Source organism: Leisingera sp. CC-HEC096 (assembly GCF_059429235.1).
The window spans coordinates 3,451,973-3,477,584 of sequence record NZ_JCAIJS010000001.1 but is presented as its reverse complement, the minus strand read 5'-3'; the positions used below and the strand labels follow the sequence as shown (position 1 = coordinate 3,477,584).

Sequence of the window (25,612 nt, the reverse complement as noted above, 5' to 3'; positions counted from 1 at the left end):
CCCTCCCCCTTGCCCCCGCAGTTTGCTACAAAGGCACCCCATGAGCTTGAATTCCACACTGGCCGCCGTCACCGACCGCATCATCGCCCGCAGCGAGACCACCCGCGCGGCCTATCTGGAACGGATGCGCGCGGCCAGCGGCAAAGGGCCTGCGCGGGCGCATCTGTCCTGCTCCGGCCAGGCCCATGCCTATGCGGCCACCGGGCCGGACCAGCAGACACTGGCCGAAGCCTCCAAGGGCCACCTCGGCATAGTCTCTGCCTATAACGACATGCTGTCGGCGCATCAGCCGTTTGAAACCTACCCCGCGCTGATCCGCGATGCGGTCCGCAAGGCCGGCGGCACCGCGCAGGTGGCTGGCGGCGTGCCCGCGATGTGCGACGGGGTCACCCAGGGCGAGGCCGGTATGGAGCTGAGCCTGTTTTCCCGCGATACCATCGCCATGGCCACGGGCGTCGCGATGAGCCACAACGTCTTTGACGCCGCCGTCTACCTTGGCGTCTGCGACAAGATCGTGCCTGGACTGGTGATCGGGGCGCAGGCCTTTGGCCATATCCCGGCAGTGTTCCTGCCGGCAGGCCCGATGACCAGCGGCCTAGCCAATGACGAAAAGGCCCATATCCGCCAGAGATTCGCTGCTGGCGAGATCAGCCGCGAGGAACTGCTGAAGGCCGAGATGGCCGCCTACCACGGCCCGGGCACCTGCACTTTCTACGGCACCGCCAACACCAACCAGATGCTGATGGAATTCATGGGCCTGCACCTGCCCGGGTCGTCCTTCGTGAACCCCGGCACCCCCCTGCGCGAGGCGCTGACGGTGGAGGGCGCCAAGCGCGCCCTGTCGCTCAGCGCGCTGGGAAACAACTACACGCCGGTCTGCGACGTGCTGGACGAGAAAGCCTATGCCAACGGCATTGTCGGCCTGATGGCCACCGGCGGCTCGACCAACCTGCTGATCCACCTGATCGCCATGGCGCGGGCGGGCGGCATCCTGCTGGACTGGCAGGACTTTGCAGACCTCTCCGACGTGGTGCCGCTCCTGGCCCGGGTCTATCCCAACGGGCTGGCCGACGTGAACCATTTCCACGCGGCTGGCGGCCTCGGCTACATGATCGGTGAACTGCTGAAAACCGGCCTCCTGCACCCCGACACAAGGACCGTGGCGGGCGAAGGGCTTGAGCATTACACGCAGGAACCCTTCCTGTCGGAGGACGGCCTCACCTTCCGCCCCGGCCCGGGGCAAAGCCTGAATGACGCGGTGCTGCGCCCGGCAGAGGCGCCGTTCCAGAAGACCGGCGGCCTGAAGCGGCTGACCGGCAACCTGGGCACCGCCGTGATAAAGGTCTCGGCAGTGGCGAAAGAACACCACATAGTCGAAGCTCCTGCCCGCGTCTTCCACGACCAGGAGGAGGCCAAGGCCGCCTTCAAGGCGGGCGAGCTGACCGGCGACGTGATCGTGGTGGTGCGCTTTCAGGGCCCCAAGGCCAACGGCATGCCCGAACTGCACAGCCTCACCCCCTTCCTCGGCATCATGCAGGGCCGCGGCCAGAAGGTGGCGCTGGTCACCGACGGACGGATGTCCGGCGCATCCGGCAAAGTGCCGGCAGCGATCCACGTGGTGCCCGAAGCCCTGGACGGCGGGCCTATCTCCCGGATCCAGAACGGCGACCTGGTGCGGCTGGATGCGGTGAAAGGCACGCTGGAAGTCCTCACCGAAGGCGCGCTGGAGCGCGAGCCCGCCACCGCCGATCTCAGCGCCTATCAGCACGGCACCGGCCGTGAGCTGTTTTCCCTGTTCCGCCGCTCGGTTGCTTCGGCCGACGAAGGCGCCAGCGTTTTTGGAGTATAACTCATGCGGATAACCCCTCAGGACGCCAGTCTGCGCACCTGCGAAATTTGCGCCCTGGCACCGGTGATGCCGGTGCTGGTGGTAGAGGACGCGGCCCACGCCCGCCCCTTGGCCGAGGCGCTGGTGGCCGGTGGCCTGCCTGCACTGGAAGTCACCCTGCGCACCGGCGCCGCGCTGGACGTGATCCGCGAGATGGCGCAGGTGAAGGGCGGTGTGGTGGGGGCCGGAACCCTCATCACCCCCAAGGACGCCGAGGCCGCCAAGGAGGCCGGCGCCCAGTTCGGCGTCTCGCCCGGCGCCACGGATGACCTGCTGGACGCCTGTGAATCCATCGGCCTGCCGCTCTTGCCCGGCGCCGCCACGGCGACCGAGGCGATGCGCCTGCTGGCCCGCGGCTATGGCATGCTCAAGTTCTTTCCGGCCGAGGCCTCCGGCGGTGCCCCGGCGCTGAAAGCCATTGGCGCGCCGCTGCCGCAGATCTCCTTCTGCCCCACCGGCGGCGTCAGCCCCGCCAATGCCGAAACCTACCTGAGCCTGCCCAACGTGGTCTGCGCCGGCGGAAGCTGGGTGGCCCCCACGGATCTGGTCAAGGCCGGCAACTGGAACGCCATCGAGGCGCTGGCGCGCGACGCCAGCCAGCTCGGCAAAGGTTAAGCTACCGCAAAATCATCCTGGTATTTCCGCTCGCCAGGGCGGATTTGCTCCGGCACGCGAAACCGAGACCGCCGCCGCCCTCACGGCGAATTGCAGGCAAGCCCATAGATCCTCCGGGGTAATTTCGCCTGACGCCGCGGCCCTCAGCAGGCCCCGCTCCTGCGCCTTGGCCAGAAAGCCCGCATTGAAGGTATCCCCTGCGCCGACCGTATCAGCGACCGCGACGGGCACGGCATCTGCCGTCACAATCCGTCCGTCCAGCAGATGGGCCTCAGCCCCCCGTGCGCCGAGGGTCAGCAGCACCAGTTTGGGTCCAGCCGCGAAGAGGCTTCCCAGTTTCGTGCCCGTGTCCCCGCGGGGACAAAGCCAGGAAAGATCCTCTTCCGAAACCTTCACGATATCCGCCAGCGCGACAAATTTCTCCAGCCGCACGCGATAAGCCGCCTCATCCTTGGCAAATCCGGCGCGCACATTCGGGTCCAGTATCACGGGCCGGCGGCCTGCTTCGCGCTGCGCCAGAGCCAAGTAAGCCTCCGCCGCTGGCGGGTTGCACAGGCTGATGCCGCCAAGCAGCAGCGCTTCCACGCTGTCCGGCACCTCCGGCAGGTCCTCCGGCGTGAGTGAGGACCCGGCGGAACCAGTATCATAGAAACTGTAGCTGGCGTCCCCATCCGTCAGATGGACAAAGGCCAGGGTGCAGGGCCGCGGGCTGGTCACCGCAAGGGAGGTTTCCACCCCGGCCTCCGCCAGCCTTGCTGCCAACTGCTGCCCGAACACATCCGAGGACAGTCCGGTGAACAGCCCCGCACGCACCCCGAGCCGCCCCAGCGCCAGCGCGGTGTTGAACGACGCGCCGCCGCCATGCGGGACATATGCCGCCTGCCCCGCAGCGGTCTTGCCGGGGATCATATCGATCAGCGCCTCGCCGCAGCAGAGGATCATGGCGTAGCCCCGCCGCTGCCGGAACCGAGCGCGATCTGATAAGCAAACAGCGCGGGCAGCCCGCCGGTGTGCAGCAGCAGCACTTTCTGCCCCTTGCGAATGGTGCCCTCCTCCAGCAGACCAAGCAGCCCGGCAAAAGTCTTGGCGGAGTAGACCGGGTCCAGCAGGATCCCCTCCGCGGCGGCCATGCGCTGCAAAGCTATGCGTGTCGCGGGTCCTGCGCGGCCATAGCCGGGCGCCAAGGCACCGTCCCAGGTAAGGATGTCACCGCCGGGAAATGGCTGCGGGATGTTCATCAACCCGGCCAGCTCTGCGGTCACCTGCTCCAGCCGCGCCTTCTGTGCTTGCGCATCGCGGCGCACGCAGATGCCAAAGACCGGCGCGGTGATGCCGGCCAGGCGCACACCGGTCAGGAACCCGCCATGGGTGGCCCCGCTGCCCGAGGGCACCACGGCGGCATCAAATCCGCCGATCTGCGCCGCCAGTTCCGCTCCGCCCTGCACATAGCCCAGCGCGCCCAGCGGCGGATGGCCGAGGCCGAGGGGAATGATGTAAGGTGTGCGGCCTGCCGCGCGCAGCTCCTCTGCCCGCGCTTCCAAGGCGGCATCCGCGCCGGCTTCATCCTCCCCCTCCGGGTAACTCATGCTCTCTGCGCCCAGTATATCCGACAGGAAGACATTGCCTGAGCTGTAGTAAAGCGGGTCCATGCCCGGCACCCGCTCCTCGCGCTGCAGTATCGCCTGCATCCCGTATTTCGAAGCCGCGGCGGCGGCAGTGCGGGCAAAGTTCGACTGCACCGCGCCGGTGATCAGGATGGTGTCCGCCCCGGCCGCCCGCGCCGCGCCGATGTAGAACTCCAGCTGCCGGGTCTTATTGCCGCCAAAGCTGAGGCCGGTCAGGTCGTCGCGCTTGATCCAAAGATCCAGTCCCAGCTCCTCCGACAGTCGGTCCAGCCGCTCCAGCGGTGTTGGCTGGGACAGCAGCTTGGCGCGCGGAAACGCGGAAAGGAGCGTGTCGGTCCGGGGCATTGCGGTCTCTTTCTTTCTGATCGGGCAGCGGCGCCAGCCTGACTGGGCCGCACCACGTTGCAGCAGTATGTGCAACCGGGCAAGGCCCCGAAGGCCAGCGGTTGCTTTTCAGGCGCTGCGCCCCCATGTCCCTGCGAAGCACCGGAAATCCAAGGATACGCGCCATGACAGAGACCGCCCACAGCCCCGCCCTGCGGGTCGATATCATCTCCGACGTGGTCTGCCCCTGGTGCGCGGTCGGCTACAACCAGCTGGCCTTTGCCGCCCGCCGCGCCGGGGTGGCTCTGGACATCCACTGGCAGCCGTTTGAGCTGAACCCGGACATGGCGCCCGAAGGCGAGGACCTGCGCGAGCATCTGGCCGCGAAATACGGCAGCACGGCGGAGCAGTCGGCCCAAGTGCGGGCGCAGCTGACGGAACTGGGCGAGGCGCTGGGCTTCACCTTCCGCTTCTTTGACGGGATGCGGATCTACAACACCTTTCAGGCGCATCAGCTGATCGAATGGGCGGAAGAGCACGGCAAGGGCCACGAGATGAAACAGGCGCTGCTGAGCGCGTATTTCACTGATGGCAAGGATGTATCCGATCCGGAGGTGCTGGTAGCAACCGCCGAAAGCCTCAGCCTGGACGGCGCCGGTGCGCGTGCGGCCCTGGAGAGCGGCAAGCACGCGGACAACGTGCGCCAGCGCGAGGCTTTCTGGGTGCAGCAAGGCATCCGCGGCGTGCCTGCCATGGTGTTCAATGGCCGCCACCTGGTGACCGGCGCGCAAGGGGTGGAGAATTACGCCAGCATCCTGGAGCAGTTGGGTCTGACAGCAAAAGCGTTTTGACTGCCGGGATTTCGAAAAACGTTTAGGTGCAAGTCAATACGCTGAGCGTTCGCCCGGGCGGGTGCGGAACGCGCCCGCCTTGGGGCGGGCGGACGCGTGCCTGCCGCTGGCGCGACAGGCGAAAGGACACTAGGCCAGTCAGGTCTACCCTTGAGACAAGCACTGGGTGATGGCGGATTCCAGCTTGTCCACCACCTCGGTGATCTGCTCATCAGTGATGATGAAGGGCGGTGCCAGCAGGATGTGGTCGCCGTTCTGGCCGTCGCGGGTGCCCGACATCGGGTAGCAGATCAGCCCGGCCTGGAAGGCTGCCTTCTTGATCCGCCCCGCAAGCCCCAGCGCCGGATCAAACGGTTCCTTGGTGTCGCGGTCCGCGACCAGCTCCACCCCGCGAAACAGCCCGCGGCCGCGGATGTCGCCCACGTTGGGATGCTGGCCGAAACGGTCCTCGAGCGCCGTCTGCAGCTTCTCTCCCATTTCCGCGCAGCGCTGCACCAGGCCGCGCTCCAGCATCGCCTTGACCACGGCAAGGCCCGCGGCGGTCGCCACCGGGTGGCCGATGTATGTGTGGCCGTGCTGGAAGAAGCCGGAGCCGTGCTCGATCGCCTCATAGATCTGGCGGGTGCAGAGCATTGCGCCGATCGGCTGGTAGCCGGCGCCCAAGCCCTTGGCGATGCAGAGAATATCGGGTGCCACGCCGTCCGCCTCGCAGGCAAACAGATGCCCGGTGCGGCCCATGCCGCACATCACCTCGTCCAGGATCAGAAGCACGCCGTATTGGTCGCAGATCTCGCGGATGCGCTTGAAATAGCCCTCAACCGCCGGGACCGCGCCGGATGTAGCGCCGACCACAGGCTCCGCCATGAAGGCCATCACGGTTTCGGGACCAAGGCGGAGGATTTCCGCCTCCAGCTCATTCGCCACCCGCTGGCCGTAGTCATAGGTGCTCTCGCCCTCAGCCCGGCCCACATACTCATAGCAGGGCGAGATATGGGAGATGTCGATCAGCAGCGGCGCGAATTGGGTACGGCGCCATTCATTGCCGCCTGCCGCCAGCGCACCGAGGGTGTTGCCGTGGTAGCTCTGCTTGCGGGCGATGATATGGCGGCGCTGCGGCTCGCCGCGCTCCAGGTGGTACTGGCGGGCGAGCTTGATCGCGGCCTCGGTGGCCTCTGACCCGCCGGAGACGAAATAGACCCGGTCGATGTCGCCCGGCGCGTTGGCGACCAGCAGGTCCGCCAGTTCCTCCGCCGGTTCCGAGGTGAGGAAACCGGTATGGGCAAAGGCCAGCTTGCCGACCTGCTCCTGCACCGCCTTGATCACATCGGCGTCGGAATGGCCCAGGCAGGAGACTGCCGCGCCGCCGGAGCCGTCGAAATAGCGCTTGCCGTCCGCGTCGATCAGATAGCAGCCGTCACCGGCAACAGCGGTGGGCAGGCTGGCTTTGGTGTGGCGGGGAAAGACATGACTCATGATCAGCACTCCTTGAGCGTATGGCCCTGGGCCTTTGCGGCCTGAACGAAGGCGGCAACCGAGGCTGCGTTATCCGCCAGCAGCCCGCCCTCCGGTGTTTCGATGTTATTCTCAAATCCGATTCGCGCATCCCCTCCGGCGGCAACCGCCGCCAGCAGGCAGGCCTGCTCGTGGCGGCCAAAAGCACAGACGGTCCAGTTGAGGCGCAGATCCGCCGCGGCGTCCCGGAACACGGTGAGCCCTTCGGGCCGGGCCAGAACCGGCGGATTGTACTTACCCAGTACAAAGATCGCATCGCGCATGGCGCCCGGAACAGTGCCGTCCTGGTACCAAGTGCGCAGCTGGTCGATGCAGTCCGGACCGTACAGGATATGCTGCACCTGCGTGCCTGCTTCGGCGCACAGGGCATAGACGCGCGCGGCCAGCCCCGCATCCCGTGCCATCTCCCGCACCGAGACAGAGGCCGCCGCCGGGCGTAGCGCCTTCAGACAGGCAAATTGGGCTGCCACATCGTAGAGGCCCGCGCTTTCCGTGGTGATTTGCACCGCCATCGTCGGCGCGCTTTCCCGCACTGCATCAATTGCTTCGCGGTAGCGGCCCGCATCCAGCGAATGCCGCCCCTTATCATCGCGCACATGCAGGTGCAGCGCATGGGCCCCTGCCGCAAAACAGGCCGCTGCGGTCTCCGCCGTTTGCTGCGGCGTGACCGGCAGCTGCGGATGATCCCCGCGTCCCCGCCGGGCCCCGTTGGGCGCCACCATCAAACTGTATTCCGCCACCGGTTTCCTCCTTTGCCGACTGACCCGCAGCGACTCGCGTCCGGGCTGCCCGCAGCTTGACCAGCAGCACAGAAGCTCTCAAGGCGGCAATATCAGAACATTTGTTTTCTTACCCGCACCGGCGGGCCGCTGGCCCATGACGTCAACCGGCCGCCTCTGGACCTAAGCAAGCGCATGCTCTGGCCCTAACGAATTCCGCGAAACTGACGTTTCTGGTACATAATACGCCTTAAAGCCCGTGTAGGGTGCCGGGCAGCCCGATTCACTTCCAATGCCGAAAGGACATGTCATGGACGGCACGTTCAACGAAAACGATCTCTCCCGCGTGGTGGAGGCCGACAAGGCCCACATGTGGCACCACCTGTTCCAGCACAAGGCGCTGGAAAGCGCCGACCCGCGCATCATTGTCGAGGGCAAGGGCATGCGCGTCTGGGATCAGAACGGCAAGGAGTTCCTGGATGCGGTTTCCGGCGGCGTCTGGACTGTCAACGTCGGCTATGGCCGCGAAAGCGTCTGCAAGGCCGTCTACGACCAGCTGATGAAGGTCTGCTATTTCGCCAACTCCGCGGGCTCCATTCCCGGCGCGCTGTTTGCCGAAAAGCTGATCGAGAAGATGCCGGGCATGACCCGCGTTTACTACACCAACTCCGGATCGGAGGCCAACGAGAAGGCCTTCAAGATGATCCGCCAGATCGCCCACAAGAAATACGGCGGCAAGAAAACCAAGATCCTGTACCGCGACCGTGACTATCACGGCTCCACCCTGGCGACCATGTCGGCGGGCGGCCAGGACGAGCGCAACGCGCAGTACGGTCCCTTCGCGCCGGACTTTGTCCGCGTGCCGCACTGCATGGAATACCGCAAGCATGAGCTGGGCCTGGAGCACCTGTCGGGACGCGAGTTCGGTATTGCCGCTGCCGACGCCATCGAGGAAGTCATCCTGCGTGAAGGCCCGGAAACCGTTGGCGCGCTGTGCCTGGAGCCGGTGACCGCTGGCGGCGGTGTCATTGAGGCCCCCGAAGGTTACTGGGAGCGCGTGCAGGAGATCTGCAAGAAGCACGACGTGCTGCTGCACATCGACGAAGTGGTTTGCGGCGTCGGGCGCACCGGCAAATGGTTCGGCTACCAGCAGTACGGCATCAAGCCCGATTTCGTGACCATGGCAAAGGGCGTGGCGTCCGGCTATGCGGCGATTGCCTGCATGGTGACCACCGAGGAAGTCTTTGAGATGTTCAAAGACGACGCGGGCGATCCGATGAACTACTTCCGCGACATCTCCACCTTCGGAGGCTGCACCGCGGGCCCCGCGGCGGCGCTGGAAAACATGCGCATCATCGAGGACGAGAACCTGCTGGAAAACACCGTGGCCATGGGTGAGCGGATGCTGAACAACCTGCGCGCGCTGCAGGAGAAGCACGCCGTGATCGGCGACGTGCGCGGCAAGGGCCTGTTCCTGGGCGCCGAGCTGGTTCAGGACCGCGAAACCAAAGAGCCGGTGGACGAGAAGCTGGCGCAGCAGGTGGTCGCGGAATGCGGCGCGCAGGGCGTGATCATCGGCGTCACCAACCGCTCGCTGCCGGGCCGCAACAACACCCTGTGCTTCAGCCCGGCGCTGATCGCCACCGCAGACGACATCGACGCGATCTGCGATGCGGTCGACAAGGCCCTGACCAAAGTTTTCGGCTGACACCTCTCCCTGTTGGACGAACAAACTGCGCCCCGGTAAATCCGGGGCGCTTTTTTGTTCAGGACACCGCGGCTTAGACCAGACGCACGGCAACCCCGCCGTCCACTGCCACGGGCGCCCCGGTCACAAAGCTGGCGCGGTCCGACAGCAGGAACAGCGCCGCCTGCGCTATTTCTTTCGGAGCGGCCATCCGTTTCATCGGGTGGAGCCCTGCGATAAAGCTGTGAATCTCGGGATCGTCGCCTGCCATTGCAGTCCTGGTCCCGCCCGGAAGCAGAGTGTTGACCCGGATACCATCCCCCGCCAGATCAGAGGCGAGCGATTGGACCAGCCCGGTCAGCCCGGCCTTTGACGCGGCATAAGCCCCCATACCCGGCATCCCGCCGTTGCTGACTCCGACAAAGGATCCGGTGAAGACCAGCGATCCGCCGCCCCGCTCTTTCAGGGCCGGAACTTGCGCTTTGGCACAATAAAAGGCGCCGGTCAGGTTGGCCCCAATGACCGCGTTCCAATTGGCAGCGTCCATTTGCTCCACGGGCCCGGTTTCGCCCATCATGCCCGCGTTGTTGAAGGCCCCGTCCAGCCCGCCGAACTTTTCGGTGGCAAGCGCCACCAGCGCCTGTGAATAGGCCTCGCTGGTGACATCGCCAGCCAGAAAGGCTGCATGGCCGCCGCTTTGATTGATCTGCCCCGCAAGGGTTTCCAGTTCAGCCTGCCGCCGGGCCCCCAGAACCACATTGGCTCCTTCTGCCGCAAACAGCAGCGCTGCGGCGGCGCCAATGCCACTGCTGGCCCCGGTTATGATCAGTGTCTTGTTCTGAAGTTCCATCGTTATAGCCTCCGTTGATTGGATGGCTCTGACCTAAGCGCCGCGCGCGGCGCCGCTCGACCCGCTTCCTGTTCTTCCCGCCTGGGGCGGGTCCTTTACCGCAAGAAACGGGTCAAAGCGGGGAATTGGCGGCGGTCCGGGTCAAGGGGACCGTAAGCCCCGCCGACAGGCGGCAGGCTTCGCCTGTTCGCGAGCGAAACGTTCCCCGAGAACATTTCCGGGAAGCCCGCTCATCCTTGGCGCGCCTTCCTCAAGACAAAACGGATTTGGCATCTTAGGGGCAAGCTTGCCCCTAAGACCCTTCTCAGCAAAACGGACAGCGCCGCGCGTCAGCGCGGCGCTGGGCCCAACGGGAGCGGGGCAATCTTTGATTGCGTCGCGACGGGCGGGAGTGCCCCGTTCCGCCGCCACCTCTCAGATCAGCTGAAACAGGATGCCAGACAAGATCGCTCCGCTCACCCCAAGTCCCAGGTAGGCCGCGAAGACCTTGGGCTTGACCAGCGACCAGACCGCAGCCATGGCCGGGACCGAGCTGACCGCGCCCGCCACCATAAAGGCCATGGCGGCACCTGCGCTCATCCCCTGCTCCATCAGCCCCGCCAGCAGCGGCGGCGCGACATAGGAGTTCAGATAGGCAGGCATCCCGACCAGCGCCGCGGTCGCAATCGGCAGCACACCTTCGCCACCCACCAGCCCGGCGATCACCCCAGCCGGAACATAATGGACCAGGAGCGATTCCAGCACATAGGCCAGCGCCAGCCATTTCAGCAGGAACAGACCGTTGGACACAAACTCTTCGCGGAACTTCACCCGGCGCTGTGCCTCGGTCCAGAACCGCCAGTTCGGCCTGGCGTCCGGCTTCGGCCCGCCGCAGCCGCAGCAGCCTGTGCTTTGCTGCTTGCGCAGCGGGTTGGCAAAAACCCCATGACCCCGCAGCAGCTTGATGGCAAAGCCGCCGAACAGCCCCAGCGCCACTGCCGCCACCGCCTTGCCGATTGCAAAGGGCCAGCCCAGCGCACCCGCGGTGATCAAAAGCGTCGGCGGGTCGATCAGCGGCGAAGACAGCCAGAACGCCATCACCGCCGACAGCGGCGCGCCAAGCGCCAGGAGGCCGGCAATGAACGGAATCACCTCGCAGGAGCAGAACGGCGCCAGCCCGCCGAACAGCGCCGCCAGCAAAATCATCCGCGTCTCGCGCCCCTCGAAGGCACGCGCCACCATCGCCTCGGCCCCCGTCGCTTTCAGATAGGCCAGCAGCAGCACTGCGAACAGGATGTAGCGCGCGGTGCTGGCCAGCGCGGACAGCGTGAATTCCACGACTGAGCGGAAATTGCCCGGATCAAGAACCGCTGCGCCTGCCAGCAAGGCAAGGCTCAGCGCCCAGGGTGTTTTCAGCCAGCTGCCCAGCGTTCTTGCCTTGCCGGGGTTTTGTGTCAGTTCAACCATCGTTTGCCGCCTTCTTGCCTGCATCTGCGCAGCATTCGCTGAGAATGAAACCGGCCAACGCTTCCAGCCGGGAGAATTCGGCGCGGCTGATGGTCGACCGCCCCACGCGCTCCTGCGCCACCACACCGGCTCCGGTAAGGAATTTCAGATGATGCGCCAGGGTCGAAGGCGCGATGCCGGTGCGCTCCTGGATGTCCCCAACCGTCAGCCCGGCCTCGCCCGCCCGGATCAGGCAGCGCAACACCTGCAGCCGCGCCTCCGACCCCATCGCGGCAAAACCTTGTGCGGCTTCTTCCCATTGCATGATGTCAGCTCCGATTGATTCGACTAAACTAGTTTTATGGTTTTGTTGATCGGTATTCAAGAGCGCTTCATATTATCCGTAACACGACCTGCCGGCCGAGAATTGCAGACCAGATTGCGAAGCCACAGCAAGACGCAGATTCCTCCAAACTGGCCCTAAGTCCAGATTGCACCGCGTTTAAGTCCACCCTAAGGTGGCGCGCATGGCCATTTCCGTTGACACCTTCTTCCTCAACCCGGACGCCCAGGGCACCCTGCAGGCGCAGATCCAGGAAATGATTGCCGAGGGCATTCTGTCCGGCCGGTTCCGGGTCGGGGAGAAGCTGCCGTCCTCGCGCAAGCTGGCGGCGCATCTCGGCATCAGCCGGATCACCGTGACGCTGGCCTATACCGAGCTTCTGGCCAACGATTACCTCACTTCACGCGGGCGCTCGGGGTATTTCGTGTCGGAAAACGCCCCGGTGCCGCCCTCGTACACGCCGCAGCAGAAAGCCGGCGATGCGATGGACTGGGACAAGGTGCTGGCGCGCAGCTTTTCCGGCGGCGACACGCCGCGAAAACCGCAGGACTGGCGCGACTACCGCTATCCGTTCATCTACGGGCAGGCGGATGCGTCGCTGTTCGACCACGCCAACTGGCGGCTGTGCGCGCTCAGGGCGCTGGGGCAAAAGGATTTCGCGGCGCTGGCGAATGACTATTTCGATCAGGACGACCCGCTCTTGATCGAATACATCGCCCGCCACACGCTGCCGCGGCGCGGCATCACCGCGCGGCCGGAGGAAATCCTGATCACGCTGGGTGCTCAGAACGCGCTGTGGATCACATGCCAGCTGCTGCTGAACCGCAACCGCCGGGCCACAGTGGAGGACCCGGCCTATTACACCCTGCGCGACCAGGTGGTGCAGACCCGCTGCCATGTGGACTGTATTCCGGTGGACGAAGGCGGGCTGCCGCCGGAGGAGATCCCGGACGGCACCGATGTGATCTTCTGCACTCCCAGCCATCAAAGCCCGACCACCTTCACCATGCCGATGGAGCGGCGCAAGGAGCTGCTGCGGCGGGCCGGCGATATCGACGCGGTGATTGTCGAGGATGACTACGAATTCGAGATGTCGTTCCTCGGCGCCCCCTCGCCGTCGCTGAAATCGCTCGATACCGAGGGGCGTGTGATATATGCAGGCAGCTTCTCCAAGTCGCTGTTTCCGGGTCTGCGTCTGGGGTATCTGGTTGGATCGGAGCCGTTTATCCGTCAGGCAAGGGCGTTGCGCGCCAGCGTGCTGCGGCATCCGCCTGGCCATGTCCAGCGCACGGTCGCCTATTTCCTGTCGCTGGGACACTACGATGCGCAGATACGCCGTACTGCAAAAGTGCTGCATGACCGGCGCGCGGTGATCGAGGACGCCATTCGCAAGCACGGGCTGGAGATTGCAGGCGTCGGCGGTTACGGCGGCTCCGCCCTGTGGATGCGCGCACCTGACGGGGTGGACACTTCGGCCGTGGCGGAGCGGCTGAAGGAGAAAAGCGTGATCATCGAACCCGGCGCGCCGTTCTTTGCCGCCGGGAACCGCAAGCAAAACCACTACCGGCTTGGTTACTCCTCGATCCCCGCCACCCGGATCGAACCCGGTCTCGCCCTGCTTGCCCAGGCGCTGAAGCAAGGCTGACCCCCGCATTTCGGGAAAATCGCGAAAAAATGATACTCTCAGTATCATTTTTTAAACGTCATTGGGAATAGCCTCCCCATCGGGTGACTGGCTGAACTATATTAGAAAATACCGGTTCACTGGCTCTATGGGCGGGCATTTGGACCTATCCCACCGGGTCAACTGGCCCTAACCCGGCCCTGCCCCGCCCCCTAAACCAGAGTCAATTCCGGCCTCCGCGCCCGGAGGAATTCCGCGTCTCACTCAGGAGAACCCCGCCATGAAAATGACCACCGAAGAAGCCTTTGTCAAAACGCTGCAGATGCATGGCATCCAGCACGCGTTTGGCATCATCGGCTCCGCAATGATGCCGATTTCGGACATCTTCCCTGCCGCAGGCATCACCTTCTGGGACTGCGCCCACGAAGGCTCCGGCGGAATGATGGCGGACGGCTATACCCGCGCCACCGGCAAGATGTCGATGATGATCGCCCAGAACGGCCCCGGCATCACCAACTTCGTCACCGCCGTCAAAACCGCCTACTGGAACCACACCCCGCTGCTGCTGGTCACCCCGCAGGCGGCCAACAAGACCATCGGCCAGGGCGGCTTCCAGGAGATGGAGCAGATGCGCATGTTTGCCGACTGCGTCTGCTACCAGGAAGAAGTGCGCGACCCGACCCGTGTGGCGGAAGTTCTGAACCGGGTGATCATGAACGCCAAGCGCGCCTCGGCGCCGGCGCAGCTGAACATCCCGCGTGACATGTGGACCCAGGTGATCGACATCGAGCTGCCCGCCATCGTCGAGTTCGAGCGCCCCTCCGGCGGCGAGACCGCGGTGGCCGAAGCGGCCAAGCTGCTGTCTGAGGCGAAGAACCCGGTGATCCTGAACGGTGCCGGCGTCGTCCTGTCCAAGGGCGGCATCGAAGCGTCCAAGGATCTGGCCGAGCGTCTGGATGCCCCGGTCTGCGTTGGCTACCAGCACAATGACGCCTTCCCCGGCTCGCACCCGCTGTTTGCAGGCCCGCTGGGCTACAACGGCTCCAAGGCCGGCATGGAGCTGATCAAGGACGCCGACGTGGTGCTGTGTCTTGGCACCCGCCTGAACCCGTTCTCCACCCTGCCGGGTTACGGCATGGAGTACTGGCCGGCCAACGCCAAGATCATCCAGGTTGACATCAACCCGGACCGTATCGGCCTGACCAAGAAAGTCTCCGTCGGCATCATCGGCGACGCCGCCAAGGTTGCGCAGGGCATCCTGGCCCAGCTGTCTGACACCGCTGGCGACGAGGGCCGTGCCGAGCGCAAGAACCGTATCGCGGAAACCAAATCCCGCTGGGCCCAGCAGCTGACCGAGATGACCCACGAGGACGACGATCCGGGCACCACCTGGAACGAGCGCGCCCGTGCCGACAAGCCGGACTGGATGAGCCCCCGCATGGCGTGGCGCGCAATCCAGGCTGCCCTGCCGAAAGAGGCGATCATCTCCTCTGACATCGGCAACAACTGCGCCATCGGCAACGCCTACCCCTCGTTCGAGGAAGGCCGCAAATACCTGGCCCCTGGCCTGTTCGGCCCCTGCGGTTATGGCCTGCCGGCCGTTGTCGGCGCCAAGATCGGCAACCCGGACACTCCGGTTGTGGGCTTCTCCGGCGACGGTGCCTTTGGCATCGCGGTGAACGAGCTGACCGCGATCGGCCGCGGCGAGTGGCCCGCCGTGACCCAGATCGTCTTCCGCAACTACCAGTGGGGCGCGGAAAAGCGGAACTCCACCCTGTGGTTCGATGACAACTTCGTCGGCACCGAGCTGGACCAGCAGGTCTCCTATGCCGGCATCGCCCAGGCCTGCGGCCTGAAAGGCGTGGTTGCCCGCACCATGGACGAGCTGACCTCGGCGCTGGCCCAGGCAGTGGAAGACCAGAAGAACGGCACCACCACCCTGATCGAAGCGATGATCAACCAGGAGCTGGGCGAGCCGTTCCGCCGTGACGCCATGAAGAAGCCGGTCCGCGTGGCAGGCATCGACAAGGCGGACATGCGCGAACAGCAGGTCTGACGCCCGTGCCCCTGCCCTTTGACCTCTCAATGGGCCAGGGGGCCTATCTGGCCGCCGCGTTGTTCGCGGCGGCCCTGATCCGGGGCTTTTCCGGCTTCGGGTTCTCCGCGATCTTCATCATCCTGGCGGCGCTGACCACCAATCCGCTGCCGCTGATCCCGGTGGTGTTTTCCTGCGAAATCGCCATGACCGTCTTTCAGGCGAAAGGCATCCGCCCGCATATCGACTGGCACCGGGCCATAGCCCTGCTGGGCGGGGCTGCCATCGCCACCGTTCCCGCCATCGCGATCATGGCGCGGCTGGGCGAACAGGAAGCGCGGCTGGCGATCTCCAGCCTGATCCTGGTGCTAAGCCTGGTTCTGCTGAGCGGCTGGCAGCTGGCGCGCCCGGTGGGGCGCAACGGCAATGTGGGTGTGGGCGCCATTGCAGGCATTGCCAACAGTGCCGGCGTTGGCGGCCTGCCGGTGGCGGCCTTCCTGACCGCGCAGCCGGTGCCGCCCGCGGTGTTCCGCGCCACCATGATCGTGTTCCTGACCGGCATCGACGTGATGGCGCTGCCGGTTATGGCCGCAAACGGGCTGGTCGGGCCGGAAACCCTGGCCGGCATCCTGCTGGCCTTTCCCATTCTGGGTCTCGGCATCTGGGCCGGGTCTCATGGCTTCCAGGCGGTCTCCCAAAGGCTGTTCCGCCGCGCGGTGGTGCTGATGCTGACCGCGCTGTCACTGATCAATATCGCTCGGCTGGCGCTCTGACCGCCCGCCCTGCCCCGAAACCGCTGTTACAGGACGCACGCCCGTGACCCAGACCTCGTCCCCGCTCGAACTGCTGCAGAATGAAGCCCCCGCATCACGTCCCGTTGTCGCGCTGAGCGAAGGCACCGATCCCCGCGTCGTTGCGGGTGCCCTGGCGGCGCATCGGGCCGGTATCGCCGATGTGATCCTGATCGGTCCGCAGGCTGAGGTAGAGGCTGCCCTGCAGGCCGAGGGCGCCAGCGCCGGCGAGGGCGTGGCGATCCATGACCCGGCAACCTCGGAGCTGACTGAGGCCTTCGCGGCCGAGTATTTTGAGCTTCGCAAACACAAGGGCGTTGATGCGGCCAAGGCCCGCGCCGCCGCCGAAACCCCGCTGGTCTATGCTGCCATGCTGGTGCGAATGGGCCATGCTGCCGGCACCGTCGGCGGTGCTGTTCATACCACCGGAGACGTGGTGCGCAGCGCCATTCAGGTGATCGGCATGGCGCCGGATGCGGGCATGGTCTCCTCCTTCTTCCTGATGTACCCGCCCGAAGGCGCGCCGGAGGGCGCCAGGGCCATGCTCTATTCGGACTGCGGGCTGGTCATTGACCCCAGCCCCGCCGAGATGGTCTCCATAGCCGCCGCCTCCGCTCAATCGGCCCGCGCCCTGCTGCGGGTGGACCCGAAGCTCGCCTTCCTCAGCTTCTCCACCACCGGCAGCGCCAAGCACCCCGCGGTGGACAAGGTGACCGAGGCCCTGAGCCTGTTCCGGGAAGCGCATCCTGACCTGCCGGCAGATGGCGAGCTGCAATTTGACGCAGCCTTTGTGCCCGCGGTTGGAGAGCGCAAGTCGCCCGGATCCAGCGTCGCAGGCCAGGCCAACGTGATGATCTTCCCGAACCTGGATGCAGGAAACATCGGCTACAAGATTACCCAGCGGCTGGGCGGTTATTCCGCAATCGGCCCGGTCCTGCAGGGGCTGGCCAAACCGGCCAACGACCTGTCCCGCGGCTGCAGCGCCGAGGATGTCACCCAGATTATCGCCGTCACCATTCTGCAGGCGAACCCGTAAATCTACCCTTCGGGCGCAGCACACTCTTGACCAGAGGCCAGAATGTGCACCCCATGGGTCAATCAGGAAAGTTTCCCGCCATGTCCGTTCTGGCACAGATAACATCTCTGCAATCGGGTGAATTGCAAAACAAACTCCGCCAGCTGCTGCCAGGGGTGGCGGTTTCGGCGCTTGTGGCCGTCACTGCGCAGTTCCTTGCGGAGCATTACGCGACCCCCGCCATGCTGCTGGCGCTGCTGCTGGGGATTGCCGTCAGCTTCTTGGGAGAAGAGGGCAAGACAGTGCCCGGCATTGCCTTTTCCGCCCGCTCGCTGCTGCGGCTGGGGGTGGCGCTCCTGGGGGTGCGGGTGTCGATGGTGCTGATGATGGGGCTTGGCTGGGACCTGATCGCGCTGGTTGTTGGCGGCGTGATCGCCACCATCGCCTTCGGCCTCGCCGTGGCCCGGTTCTTTGGCCACAAGTGGCGCTTTGCCTTTCTGACCGCGGGCTCCGTTGCGATTTGCGGCGCGTCGGCTGCGATGGCGATCAGTGCCATCCTGCCCCGAGACGAGCGCTCCGAGGAGCGGCTGATCTTTACCGTGATGGGCGTGACGGTGCTGTCGACCGTGGCGATGATCGCCTATCCGATCCTGGTGAACCTGCTGGAGCTGAACTCGATCCAGGCCGGTGTGTTCCTGGGCGGCACCATCCATGACGTGGCACAGGTGGTCGGCGCGGGCTTCTCGATTTCCGAGCAGACGGGCGACACGGCCACCCTGGTCAAGCTGATGAGGGTGGCGATGCTCGCCCCCATCGTGCTCGCGGCTTCGCTGATGATCCGCTCCTTCGCCGAGCTGCCCAGCGACGGCAAGCGGCCGCCAATCCTGCCGGGCTTTGTGATCGCATTTCTGGTGCTGGCCGGGCTCAACTCCTTTGGGCTGATCCCGTCGGCCGTTACCGAATTCCTCAGCCAGGCCTCGCGCTGGCTGCTGCTCACCGCGATTGCCGCGGTGGGAATGAAAACAAATCTGAAACAGGTCCTGGCCGTAGGAGGCGCGGCCATTGCCCTGATCATCGTCGAAACTCTGTTCATTGCCGGGCTGATCCTGGCGGGGATTGAGCTGTTGACCTGATCGGGGAGACCAGAAGGGAGGCCAGATGACATTCCAGCAACCCCGGGTGGACACGTCCCCCCCTGTATCCGATGAGGTGCGGAAAACCACCTGCTACATGTGCGCCTGCCGCTGCGGCATCAATGTGCACATGAAGGATGGTAAAGTCGCCTATATCGAGGGCAACCGCGATCACCCGGTGAACAAGGGTGTCCTGTGCGCCAAGGGGTCTGCGGGGATCATGCAGGTGAACGCACCGTCGCGGCTGCGCGCCCCGCTCAAGCGGGTGGGGCCGCGCGGATCCGGCGAGTTCCGGGAGATTTCCTGGGACGAGGCGATCAGCACCGCCGTCGGCTGGCTGAATGAGCTGCACGAAACCGCACCGCAAAAACTGGCCTTCTTCACCGGGCGCGACCAGAGCCAGAGCTTCACCAGCTTCTGGGCGCAGAACTTCGGCACTCCGAACTACGCCGCCCACGGCGGCTTCTGCTCGGTTAACATGGCGACCGCCGGGATCTACACCATGGGCGGCGCGTTCTGGGAATTCGGCCAGCCCGACTGGGAGCACACCAAGCTGTTCATGCTGTTCGGTGTCGCCGAGGACCATGACTCCAACCCGATCAAGATGGGCATCGGCAAGATCAAGAAGCGCGGCGCGCGGGTGATCGGCGTCAATCCGATCCGCTCCGGCTATAATGCGGTGGCGGATGACTGGGTCGGCATCACCCCGGGCACCGACGGGCTGTTCATCCTGTCGCTGATCCACGTGCTGATGAAGGCGGGGAAGATCGACCTCGACTACCTCAGCCGCTACACCAACGCGCCGGTGCTGATCAACGCCTCCGAAGGCCCGGACAAGGGCCTGTTCCTGCGCGACGGTGACGGCAAGATGCTGGTGATCGACCGCAACACCGGCGAGCTCACGCCCTTTGACCAGCCCGGCGTGCGCCCGGACCTGACCGCGGTTTACGAGAAGGACGGCGTCACCCACCGCCCGGTCTTCCACCTGATGGCAGAGCGGTATCTGTCGCCGGACTACGCGCCCGAGGCTATTGCCGGCCGATGCGGCATTCCCGCCAAGCGCATCCGCGCCATCGCCGGCGAACTGGCCCGCGTCGCCTTTGACGAGGCGTTTGAGCTGGACGTCGAATGGACCGACTTCCGCGGCGAGAAACACAGCAAGATGACCGGCCGCCCGGTGTCGATGCACGCGATGCGCGGGGTGTCGGCGCACGCCAACGGCTTCCAGACCTGCCGCGCGCTGCATGTGCTGCAGATCCTTCTGGGCACCGTTGAGGTGCCCGGGGGCTTCCGCTTTAAACCGCCCTACCCCAAACCGGTTGAGGCCCACCCCACCCCGCACGGCGACCGCCGACCCGGCCGCCCGCTGGATGGCCCGCATCTGGGCTTCCCGCGCGGCCCTGAGGATCTGCTGCTGGACGAAAACGGCAAGCCGCAGCGTATCGACAAGGCGTTCACCTGGGAAAACCCGATGTCGGCGCACGGGCTGATGCACATGGTGATCTCCAACGCCCATGCGGGCGATCCGTACAAGATCGACACGCTGTTCATGTACATGGCCAACATGTCGTGGAACTCCTCGATGAACACCAAGGGCGTGATGGAGATGCTGAGCGCCCGCAACGACGACGGCGGCTACATGATCCCGCACATCATCTACTCCGACGCCTACTCGTCGGAGATGGTTGCCTATGCCGATCTGATCCTGCCTGACACCACCTATCTGGAACGCCACGATTGCATTTCGCTGCTGGACCGTCCGATCTGCGAGGCGGATGCGGCCGCCGATGCGATCCGCTGGCCGGTGATCGAGCCCGACCGGGACGTGCGCGGTTTCCAATCCGTGCTGATCGAGCTGGCCAACCGGATGAGCCTGCCGGGCTTCACCAACGATGACGGCAGCCCCAAGTGGAAGGATTACGCCGACTACATCGTCAACCACGAGCGCAAGCCCGGCATCGGCCCGCTGGCAGGCTTCCGCGGGGAAAACGGCGACAAGGAAGGCCGTGGCGAGGTGAACCCGGACCAGCTGAACCGCTATATCAAAAACGGCGGTTTCTACGTGGCGCATATCCCGGAAGGCGCGGACTACTACAAGCCCTGGAATGCCGCCTATCAGGACTGGGCGGTGGGAATGGGGCTCTTTGACAGCCCGCAGCCCTATCTGTTCCAGCTTTACGCCGAGCCGATGCGCAAGTTCCAGCTCGCCGCCGAAGGCCACGGCGAGCGGCAGCCGCCGGAGCACCTGCGCCAGCGGGTCAAGGACGTGATGGACCCATTGCCGATCTGGTACGAGACCGACCAGCAGGGCAACGAGGGCTTCACCGTCAACGCGCTGACCCAGCGGCCGATGGCAATGTACCACTCCTGGGGCACCCAGAACGCCTGGCTGCGCCAGCTGCATGGCCGCAATCCGCTATATGTGCCGACCAAGCTGATGCGGGAGCACGGGCTGCAGGACGGCGACTGGGCTAAGGTCACCTCACCGCATGGCGAGATCACTGTGCCGGTGATGGAGATGGCGGCGCTCAACGAAAACACCGTCTGGACCTGGAACGCCATCGGCAAGCGCAAGGGTGCCTGGGCGCTGGAAGAAGACGCGCCGGAGGCCACCAAGGGATTCTTGCTCAATCATCTGATACACGAACTGCTGCCGCCCAAGGGCGACGGTATGCGGTGGGCCAACTCTGACCCGATCACCGGCCAAGCGGCCTGGTTCGACCTCAAAGTCAGAATCGAAAAAGCCGCCGCCCCGGACAGCCTGCAGGAAAGCCAGCCAGCCTTCCCGGCGCAGAAGTCGCCGGTTGGCACCGGCCCTGAGGAACTGAAATGGAAGGTCGGCAAATGATGGGAGCAATTTTCTTCGAAGAAAATTGCCAAGAAAATTGGAATTTTCTTGGCTCCGCACTCTGCACTGGGGGTACGCAATGACTGAGCTTCCCGCCAAGACAGACCGCAAGATGGGCCTGGTCATCGACCTGGACACCTGCGTTGGCTGCCATGCCTGTGTGATCTCCTGCAAGGGCTGGAACACCGAAAACTACGGTGCGCCGCTGAGCGATCAGGACCCCTATGGCGGCGATCCCTCGGGCACGTTCCTGAACCGGGTCCATTCTTATGAGGTCCAGCCGGAGCAGGGCCATGCCCAGCTGATCCACTTCCCCAAGTCCTGCCTGCACTGTGAAGACGCGCCATGTGTCACCGTCTGCCCCACCGGCGCCAGCTACAAGCGTGCTGAGGACGGCATCGTGCTGGTGAACGAGGATCACTGCATAGGCTGCGGCCTGTGCGCCTGGTCCTGCCCCTACGGCGCGCGGGAACTGGACCTGGCGGAGGGTGTGATGAAGAAATGCACCCTGTGCGTCGACCGGATCTATAACGAGAACCTGCCGGAGGTGGACCGCATCCCCTCCTGCGTGCGGACCTGCCCGGCGGGTGCCCGCCACTTCGGCGATCTGGGCGACCCGGACAGCGATGTCTCCAAACTGGTGGCAGAGCGCGGCGGCATGGATCTGATGCCGGAAATGGGCACCAAACCGGTCAACAAATATCTGCCGCCCCGGCCCAAGGACAGGATCGAGGATCAGATCGACATCCTCGCCCCGCTGCTGGCACCTGTTGCCGAAGAGCCGCAGGGGTTTCTGGGCTGGCTGGACAAGGCGCTCGACAAGCTTCCGGGGCAATCTTCGGGAGGAGCGAACTGATGCATCCCGCACCATCCGTCATATTGTTCACCACCCTCTCCGGCCTGGGTTTTGGCCTGCTGTTCTTTCTCGGCCTTGGCCAGCCCGCAGTGACCGGCGCAGTGGCCTTTGTATTCTATGCCATCGCCTACGCGCTGGCCGTGGGCGGGCTGCTGGCCTCTACCTTCCACCTGGGCCGCCCGGAGCGGGCCTGGCGGGCGCTCACCCAGTGGAGGACCAGCTGGCTGTCCCGCGAGGGCATTTGTGCTGTTGCGGCGCTGATTGTCATGGGCCTATACGCGCTCGGCGCGGTCTTCCTGAACAGCCATTGGACACCTCTCGGCTGGATCGGTGCAGGCCTGAGCCTCGCCACCGTCTTCACCACCTCGATGATCTACACCCAGCTCAAGACCATCCCACGGTGGAACATGGAGCTGACGCCCGCGGTGTTCCTCTCCTTCAGCCTGGCCGGCGGCGCGCTGCTGGCAGGCGCAGAGGATTTGGCCCCGTGGCTGCTTGCCATCGCAGGCGCGGTGCAGCTGGCCTACTGGGCCAAGGGCGACCGGGCGCTGGAAAACTCCGGAACCAATCTCGGCACGGCCACCGGCCTGGGGGACCGCGGCGCGGTGCGGGCCTTTGAGCCGCCGCATACCGGTTCCAACTACCTCTTGCGCGAGTTTGTCCATGTGGTGGGCCGCAAGCACGCGCAGAAGCTGCGGATCATTGCCTTTGCCCTCGGCTTTGCGCTGCCGCTGCTGCTGATCCTGACGCCGGTGCAGGGTTTTGCGGTCAAACATCTGTTTGCAGCCCTTGCAGTGCTCTCCCACCTCGCAGGCGTTGCCGTCTCGCGCTGGCTGTTCTTTGCCCAGGCCGAACATGTGGTCGGCCTCTACTACGGCAAACGCTGACACGATCCGGGGCGCCAGTCCCAGGTGCCCCGGAACTTTTTTTCAGCATTTTTTCAGGCAGCATGTCACAAACCGCCCCGCTGCCTCGTCCTGTTCCTGAAGCCATCAGAAAGGAACAGATTGATGACCCCGCGCCTCGACACTTTCGCCGTCGCCCCCGACCTCTTTAAACCGATGCTGGAGCAGGAAAACCTGTTCAAGGACAGCGGCCTGGAGCACAGCCTGGTGGAGCTGGTGAAACTGCGCGCCTCGCAGATCAACGCCTGCGCTTTTTGCATCCACATGCACAGCCACGACCTGCGCGCCCATGGCGAAAGCGAAGACCGGATGCAGCTTTTGAATGCGTGGCGCGAGTCCAGCCTCTACTCGGACCGCGAACGCGCCGCCCTGGCCTGGACTGAGGCGCTCACCCGGGTGGAAACCAGCGGTGCACCGGACGCGGATTACGAGGCCGTTGCGCAGCTGTTCTCCCCGCGAGAGCAGGTGGTTCTGACGCTGCTGGTCAGCGCGATCAACGCCTGGAACCGGATTGCAATCGGCTTCCGCACCCCGCATCCTGCCGCGCAGGAGGCCAATGCCGCGTGACTGCACCTGCACTAAATGACGGAACCGATGCGTTCCTGACCGCGCGGCCGCGATTATTCGCGGCCGCCTACCGCATGCTGGGCACCGTCAGCGACGCCGAGGACATCCTGCAGGACGCCTACCTGCGCTGGCAGACGGCACCGCAGGCAGAGGTGAAGGACGCCACAGGCTATTTGATGCGGATAACCACACGGCTGTGCCTGGACCAGCTGAAGTCCGCCCGCGCCCGGCGCGAGACTTATCCCGGCGAATGGCTGCCCGAGCCGCTGCTGACCGAAGACGCGACTGAGCAGCTCGATCACGACGTCTCGGTTGCGCTGCTTCTGGCTCTGGAAACCCTCTCGCCGCTGGAGCGCGCCGCCTTTCTGCTGCATGACATTTTTGACAGCGCCTACGGCGAAATCGGTGCCGCGCTGAACCGCAGCCCCGATGCTTGCCGGCAGCTGGCCGCCCGGGCACGGCGCAAAGTCCAGCAGCTCCGGCCGCAGGCGCCTGCCGACCCGGATCAGGGGCGGGACTTGGCCGAAGCCTTTTTTCGCGCGTCCAAAACCGGAGACACCGCGGCGCTGACGCAGCTGCTGGCACAGGATGTGCAGCTGATCTCCGACGGCGGCGGCAAGGCGATGGCCACGCTGAACCCGATTTACGGGCTGGAACGGGTGCTGCGGCTGTGCGAGGGGCTGGCCCGCAAAGCAGGGCGCATCCTGCCGGACCGCTGGCGGCTGTGCCAGCTGAACGGCCTGCCTGCCATTCTCAGCCGCGAACCGGACGGAATTCTTCAGGCGATAGCGCTGGAAGTCCGGAACGGGCGGATTGTCCGCATTTATGTAACGCGCAACCCGGACAAGATGCGGCATCTGGCGGACACGCTGAAGTAGGCAGGAGGGGCCAGCCCCTCTTGGCCTTAAGGGGCCAATTCACCCCGGGATATTTTCAGCCAGATGAACAGAGGATCCCGGAAAGAAAGCGGGCGGCGCTCCGTGAGGAGGCCGCCCGGCAATTTCTGAATACGCCTGAGATCAGAGCAGGCCGGCGTGGACCATGGCAGCGTCGATCGCCGCCTTGGTGCTGTCTTCCAGAGTGGTCAGCGGCGAGCGGACTTCTTCGCTGCACATGCCGAGTTTCGACAGGCCGTATTTTGCACCGGCCAGGCCGGGCTCGATGAAGATCGCCTCATGCAGCGGCATCAGCTTGTCCTGATACTCCAGCGCCTTGGCATAGTCGCCTGCCAGGGTCGCGGCCTGGAACTCTGCGCAGAGCTTGGGCGCCACGTTTGCGGTCACCGAGATACAGCCGACGCCACCGTGGGCGTTGAAGCCCAGTGCAGTGGCATCCTCGCCGGACAGCTGGATGAAATCCGCACCGCAAGAGGCACGCTGCTGGCTGACGCGGGCCAGATCGCCGGTTGCGTCCTTCACACCCGCGATGCGCGGCAGCTTGGCCAGCTCGCCCATGGTCGCAGGCGTCATATCGACAACCGAACGGCCGGGGATGTTGTAGATGATGATCGGAATTCCGGCACAATCGTGAGCCGCGGTGAAATGCTGCACCATGCCGCGCTGGGTCGGCTTGTTGTAGTAGGGCGTCACAACCAGGGCCGCATCGGCGCCGACCTTCTCCGCGAATTCCACGAAGCGAATCATCTCGACGGTGTTGTTGGAGCCCGCACCGGCAATAACCGGCACCCGGCCTGCTGCGGCCTTGACCACTTCGGCGATGACGGTTTCATGCTCCTCGTGGGTCAGTGTCGGGCTTTCACCGGTCGTGCCGACCGGCACCAGGGCGCTGGAGCCCTCGGCAATCTGCCATTCCACCAAGCGTTTGAGCGCATCCAGATCCAGCTCGCCGTTCGAAAACGGGGTGACGAGTGCTGGCATAGAGCCTTTGAACATGGGCACGCTCCCTTTGCTGCAGGTGCAGGCGGCAATCCGCCGCCGTCAAGATACGGAATGCCAGTGATTTGAGTTGATACCGGCACGCCAATGAGTAACGTTCAAGC

At 65.0% G+C, this 25,612-nt stretch carries 22 protein-coding genes; 14 read left to right on the top strand and 8 right to left on the bottom strand.

The genetic code is table 11. The annotated features are described in order from the left end of the window. The first annotated feature begins 40 nt into the window (after window positions 1-40). Window positions 41-1,849, top strand: a complete 1,809-nt coding sequence (gene edd / locus AC5STI_RS16795; protein WP_495447448.1) for a phosphogluconate dehydratase — start codon at window positions 41-43, stop codon at window positions 1,847-1,849. 3 nt (window positions 1,850-1,852) lie between these two features. After that, complete coding sequence (gene eda / locus AC5STI_RS16790) at window positions 1,853-2,503, top strand: bifunctional 4-hydroxy-2-oxoglutarate aldolase/2-dehydro-3-deoxy-phosphogluconate aldolase (RefSeq protein WP_495447447.1); 651 nt, start codon at window positions 1,853-1,855, stop codon at window positions 2,501-2,503. A 12-nt stretch (window positions 2,504-2,515) separates the two neighbouring features. Here eda and AC5STI_RS16785 read toward each other — a convergent pair whose 3' ends face one another. Continuing rightward, window positions 2,516-3,445 carry a carbohydrate kinase family protein gene (locus AC5STI_RS16785; RefSeq protein WP_495447446.1) on the bottom strand — a complete coding sequence of 310 codons (930 nt, stop codon included), beginning with the start codon at window positions 3,443-3,445 and terminating at the stop codon, window positions 2,516-2,518. Continuing rightward, the gene (locus AC5STI_RS16780; RefSeq protein ID WP_495447445.1) at window positions 3,442-4,473 is read right to left on the bottom strand and encodes a D-cysteine desulfhydrase family protein; all 1,032 of its coding nucleotides are present in this window, start codon (window positions 4,471-4,473) and stop codon (window positions 3,442-3,444) included. Before AC5STI_RS16780 ends, AC5STI_RS16785 begins: the two co-directional genes overlap by 4 nt. 164 nt (window positions 4,474-4,637) lie before the next feature. Here AC5STI_RS16780 and AC5STI_RS16775 point away from each other — a divergent pair, with 164 nt between their 5' ends. Next, window positions 4,638-5,303: a DsbA family oxidoreductase gene (locus tag AC5STI_RS16775; protein ID WP_495447444.1), complete on the top strand. Its 666-nt coding sequence runs from the start codon at window positions 4,638-4,640 to the stop codon at window positions 5,301-5,303. A gap of 144 nt (window positions 5,304-5,447) precedes the next feature. Here the strand turns inward: AC5STI_RS16775 and AC5STI_RS16770 are convergent, their stop codons facing one another. Together AC5STI_RS16770 and AC5STI_RS16765 are read right to left on the bottom strand one after the other, a co-directional pair. Then, window positions 5,448-6,776, bottom strand: coding sequence for an aspartate aminotransferase family protein (locus tag AC5STI_RS16770; protein WP_495447443.1), 1,329 nt, complete (start codon window positions 6,774-6,776; stop codon window positions 5,448-5,450). Window positions 6,777-6,778: 2 nt separating this feature from the next. Beyond that, complete coding sequence (locus AC5STI_RS16765; RefSeq protein ID WP_495447442.1) at window positions 6,779-7,555, bottom strand: beta-keto acid cleavage family enzyme; 777 nt, start codon at window positions 7,553-7,555, stop codon at window positions 6,779-6,781. A 289-nt stretch (window positions 7,556-7,844) separates the two neighbouring features. Here AC5STI_RS16765 and AC5STI_RS16760 point away from each other — a divergent pair, with 289 nt between their 5' ends. Further along, entirely contained in the window at window positions 7,845-9,242 is a 1,398-nt protein-coding gene (locus AC5STI_RS16760) for an aminotransferase family protein (protein ID WP_490398322.1), read from the top strand. A gap of 73 nt (window positions 9,243-9,315) precedes the next feature. Here AC5STI_RS16760 and AC5STI_RS16755 read toward each other — a convergent pair whose 3' ends face one another. From AC5STI_RS16755 to AC5STI_RS16745, 3 genes are all read right to left on the bottom strand, one after another. Next, window positions 9,316-10,071, bottom strand: coding sequence for an SDR family oxidoreductase (locus AC5STI_RS16755; protein WP_495447441.1), 756 nt, complete (start codon window positions 10,069-10,071; stop codon window positions 9,316-9,318). A 414-nt stretch (window positions 10,072-10,485) separates the two neighbouring features. Continuing rightward, entirely contained in the window at window positions 10,486-11,517 is a 1,032-nt protein-coding gene (locus AC5STI_RS16750; protein WP_495447440.1) for a permease, read from the bottom strand. After that, on the bottom strand, window positions 11,510-11,821 hold the full coding sequence (locus AC5STI_RS16745; RefSeq protein ID WP_475049665.1) for an ArsR/SmtB family transcription factor: 312 nt from the start codon (window positions 11,819-11,821) through the stop codon (window positions 11,510-11,512). The genes AC5STI_RS16750 and AC5STI_RS16745 overlap by 8 nt, the downstream gene beginning before the upstream one ends. A gap of 202 nt (window positions 11,822-12,023) precedes the next feature. On the opposite strand from AC5STI_RS16745, the gene pdxR reads away from it, so the two are divergent. The 10 genes from pdxR to AC5STI_RS16695 all read left to right on the top strand — a co-directional run bounded on the left by pdxR (window position 12,024) and on the right by AC5STI_RS16695 (window position 24,491). Beyond that, a complete protein-coding gene (gene pdxR / locus AC5STI_RS16740; protein WP_475049664.1) occupies window positions 12,024-13,484 on the top strand; it encodes a MocR-like pyridoxine biosynthesis transcription factor PdxR in 1,461 nt (486 codons plus the stop codon). Window positions 13,485-13,743: 259 nt separating this feature from the next. After that, complete coding sequence (xsc, locus tag AC5STI_RS16735) at window positions 13,744-15,519, top strand: sulfoacetaldehyde acetyltransferase (RefSeq protein ID WP_495447439.1); 1,776 nt, start codon at window positions 13,744-13,746, stop codon at window positions 15,517-15,519. 5 nt (window positions 15,520-15,524) lie between these two features. Then, entirely contained in the window at window positions 15,525-16,271 is a 747-nt protein-coding gene (locus AC5STI_RS16730; protein ID WP_495447438.1) for a TSUP family transporter, read from the top strand. A 43-nt stretch (window positions 16,272-16,314) separates the two neighbouring features. Further along, window positions 16,315-17,325 carry a phosphate acetyltransferase gene (gene pta / locus AC5STI_RS16725; protein ID WP_495447437.1) on the top strand — a complete coding sequence of 337 codons (1,011 nt, stop codon included), beginning with the start codon at window positions 16,315-16,317 and terminating at the stop codon, window positions 17,323-17,325. A gap of 80 nt (window positions 17,326-17,405) precedes the next feature. Beyond that, window positions 17,406-18,437, top strand: coding sequence for a YeiH family protein (locus tag AC5STI_RS16720; protein WP_490398316.1), 1,032 nt, complete (start codon window positions 17,406-17,408; stop codon window positions 18,435-18,437). Window positions 18,438-18,462: 25 nt separating this feature from the next. Further along, on the top strand, window positions 18,463-21,285 hold the full coding sequence (locus AC5STI_RS16715) for a molybdopterin oxidoreductase family protein (RefSeq protein WP_495447436.1): 2,823 nt from the start codon (window positions 18,463-18,465) through the stop codon (window positions 21,283-21,285). 79 nt (window positions 21,286-21,364) lie between these two features. After that, window positions 21,365-22,141 (top strand): 4Fe-4S dicluster domain-containing protein, encoded by a 777-nt coding sequence (locus AC5STI_RS16710; RefSeq protein WP_495447435.1) that lies wholly within the window; start codon window positions 21,365-21,367, stop codon window positions 22,139-22,141. Further along, window positions 22,141-23,028 carry a dimethyl sulfoxide reductase anchor subunit family protein gene (locus tag AC5STI_RS16705; RefSeq protein WP_495447434.1) on the top strand — a complete coding sequence of 296 codons (888 nt, stop codon included), beginning with the start codon at window positions 22,141-22,143 and terminating at the stop codon, window positions 23,026-23,028. The genes AC5STI_RS16710 and AC5STI_RS16705 overlap by 1 nt, the downstream gene beginning before the upstream one ends. A 123-nt stretch (window positions 23,029-23,151) precedes the next feature. Continuing rightward, window positions 23,152-23,613 (top strand): carboxymuconolactone decarboxylase family protein, encoded by a 462-nt coding sequence (locus AC5STI_RS16700; RefSeq protein ID WP_495447433.1) that lies wholly within the window; start codon window positions 23,152-23,154, stop codon window positions 23,611-23,613. After that, entirely contained in the window at window positions 23,610-24,491 is an 882-nt protein-coding gene (locus AC5STI_RS16695) for a sigma-70 family RNA polymerase sigma factor (protein WP_495447432.1), read from the top strand. The genes AC5STI_RS16700 and AC5STI_RS16695 overlap by 4 nt, the downstream gene beginning before the upstream one ends. 141 nt (window positions 24,492-24,632) lie before the next feature. On the opposite strand, the gene dapA is transcribed toward AC5STI_RS16695, so the two are convergent. Further along, window positions 24,633-25,505, bottom strand: coding sequence for a 4-hydroxy-tetrahydrodipicolinate synthase (gene dapA, locus AC5STI_RS16690; protein WP_259968347.1), 873 nt, complete (start codon window positions 25,503-25,505; stop codon window positions 24,633-24,635). Between the last annotated feature and the right edge of the window lie 107 nt (window positions 25,506-25,612).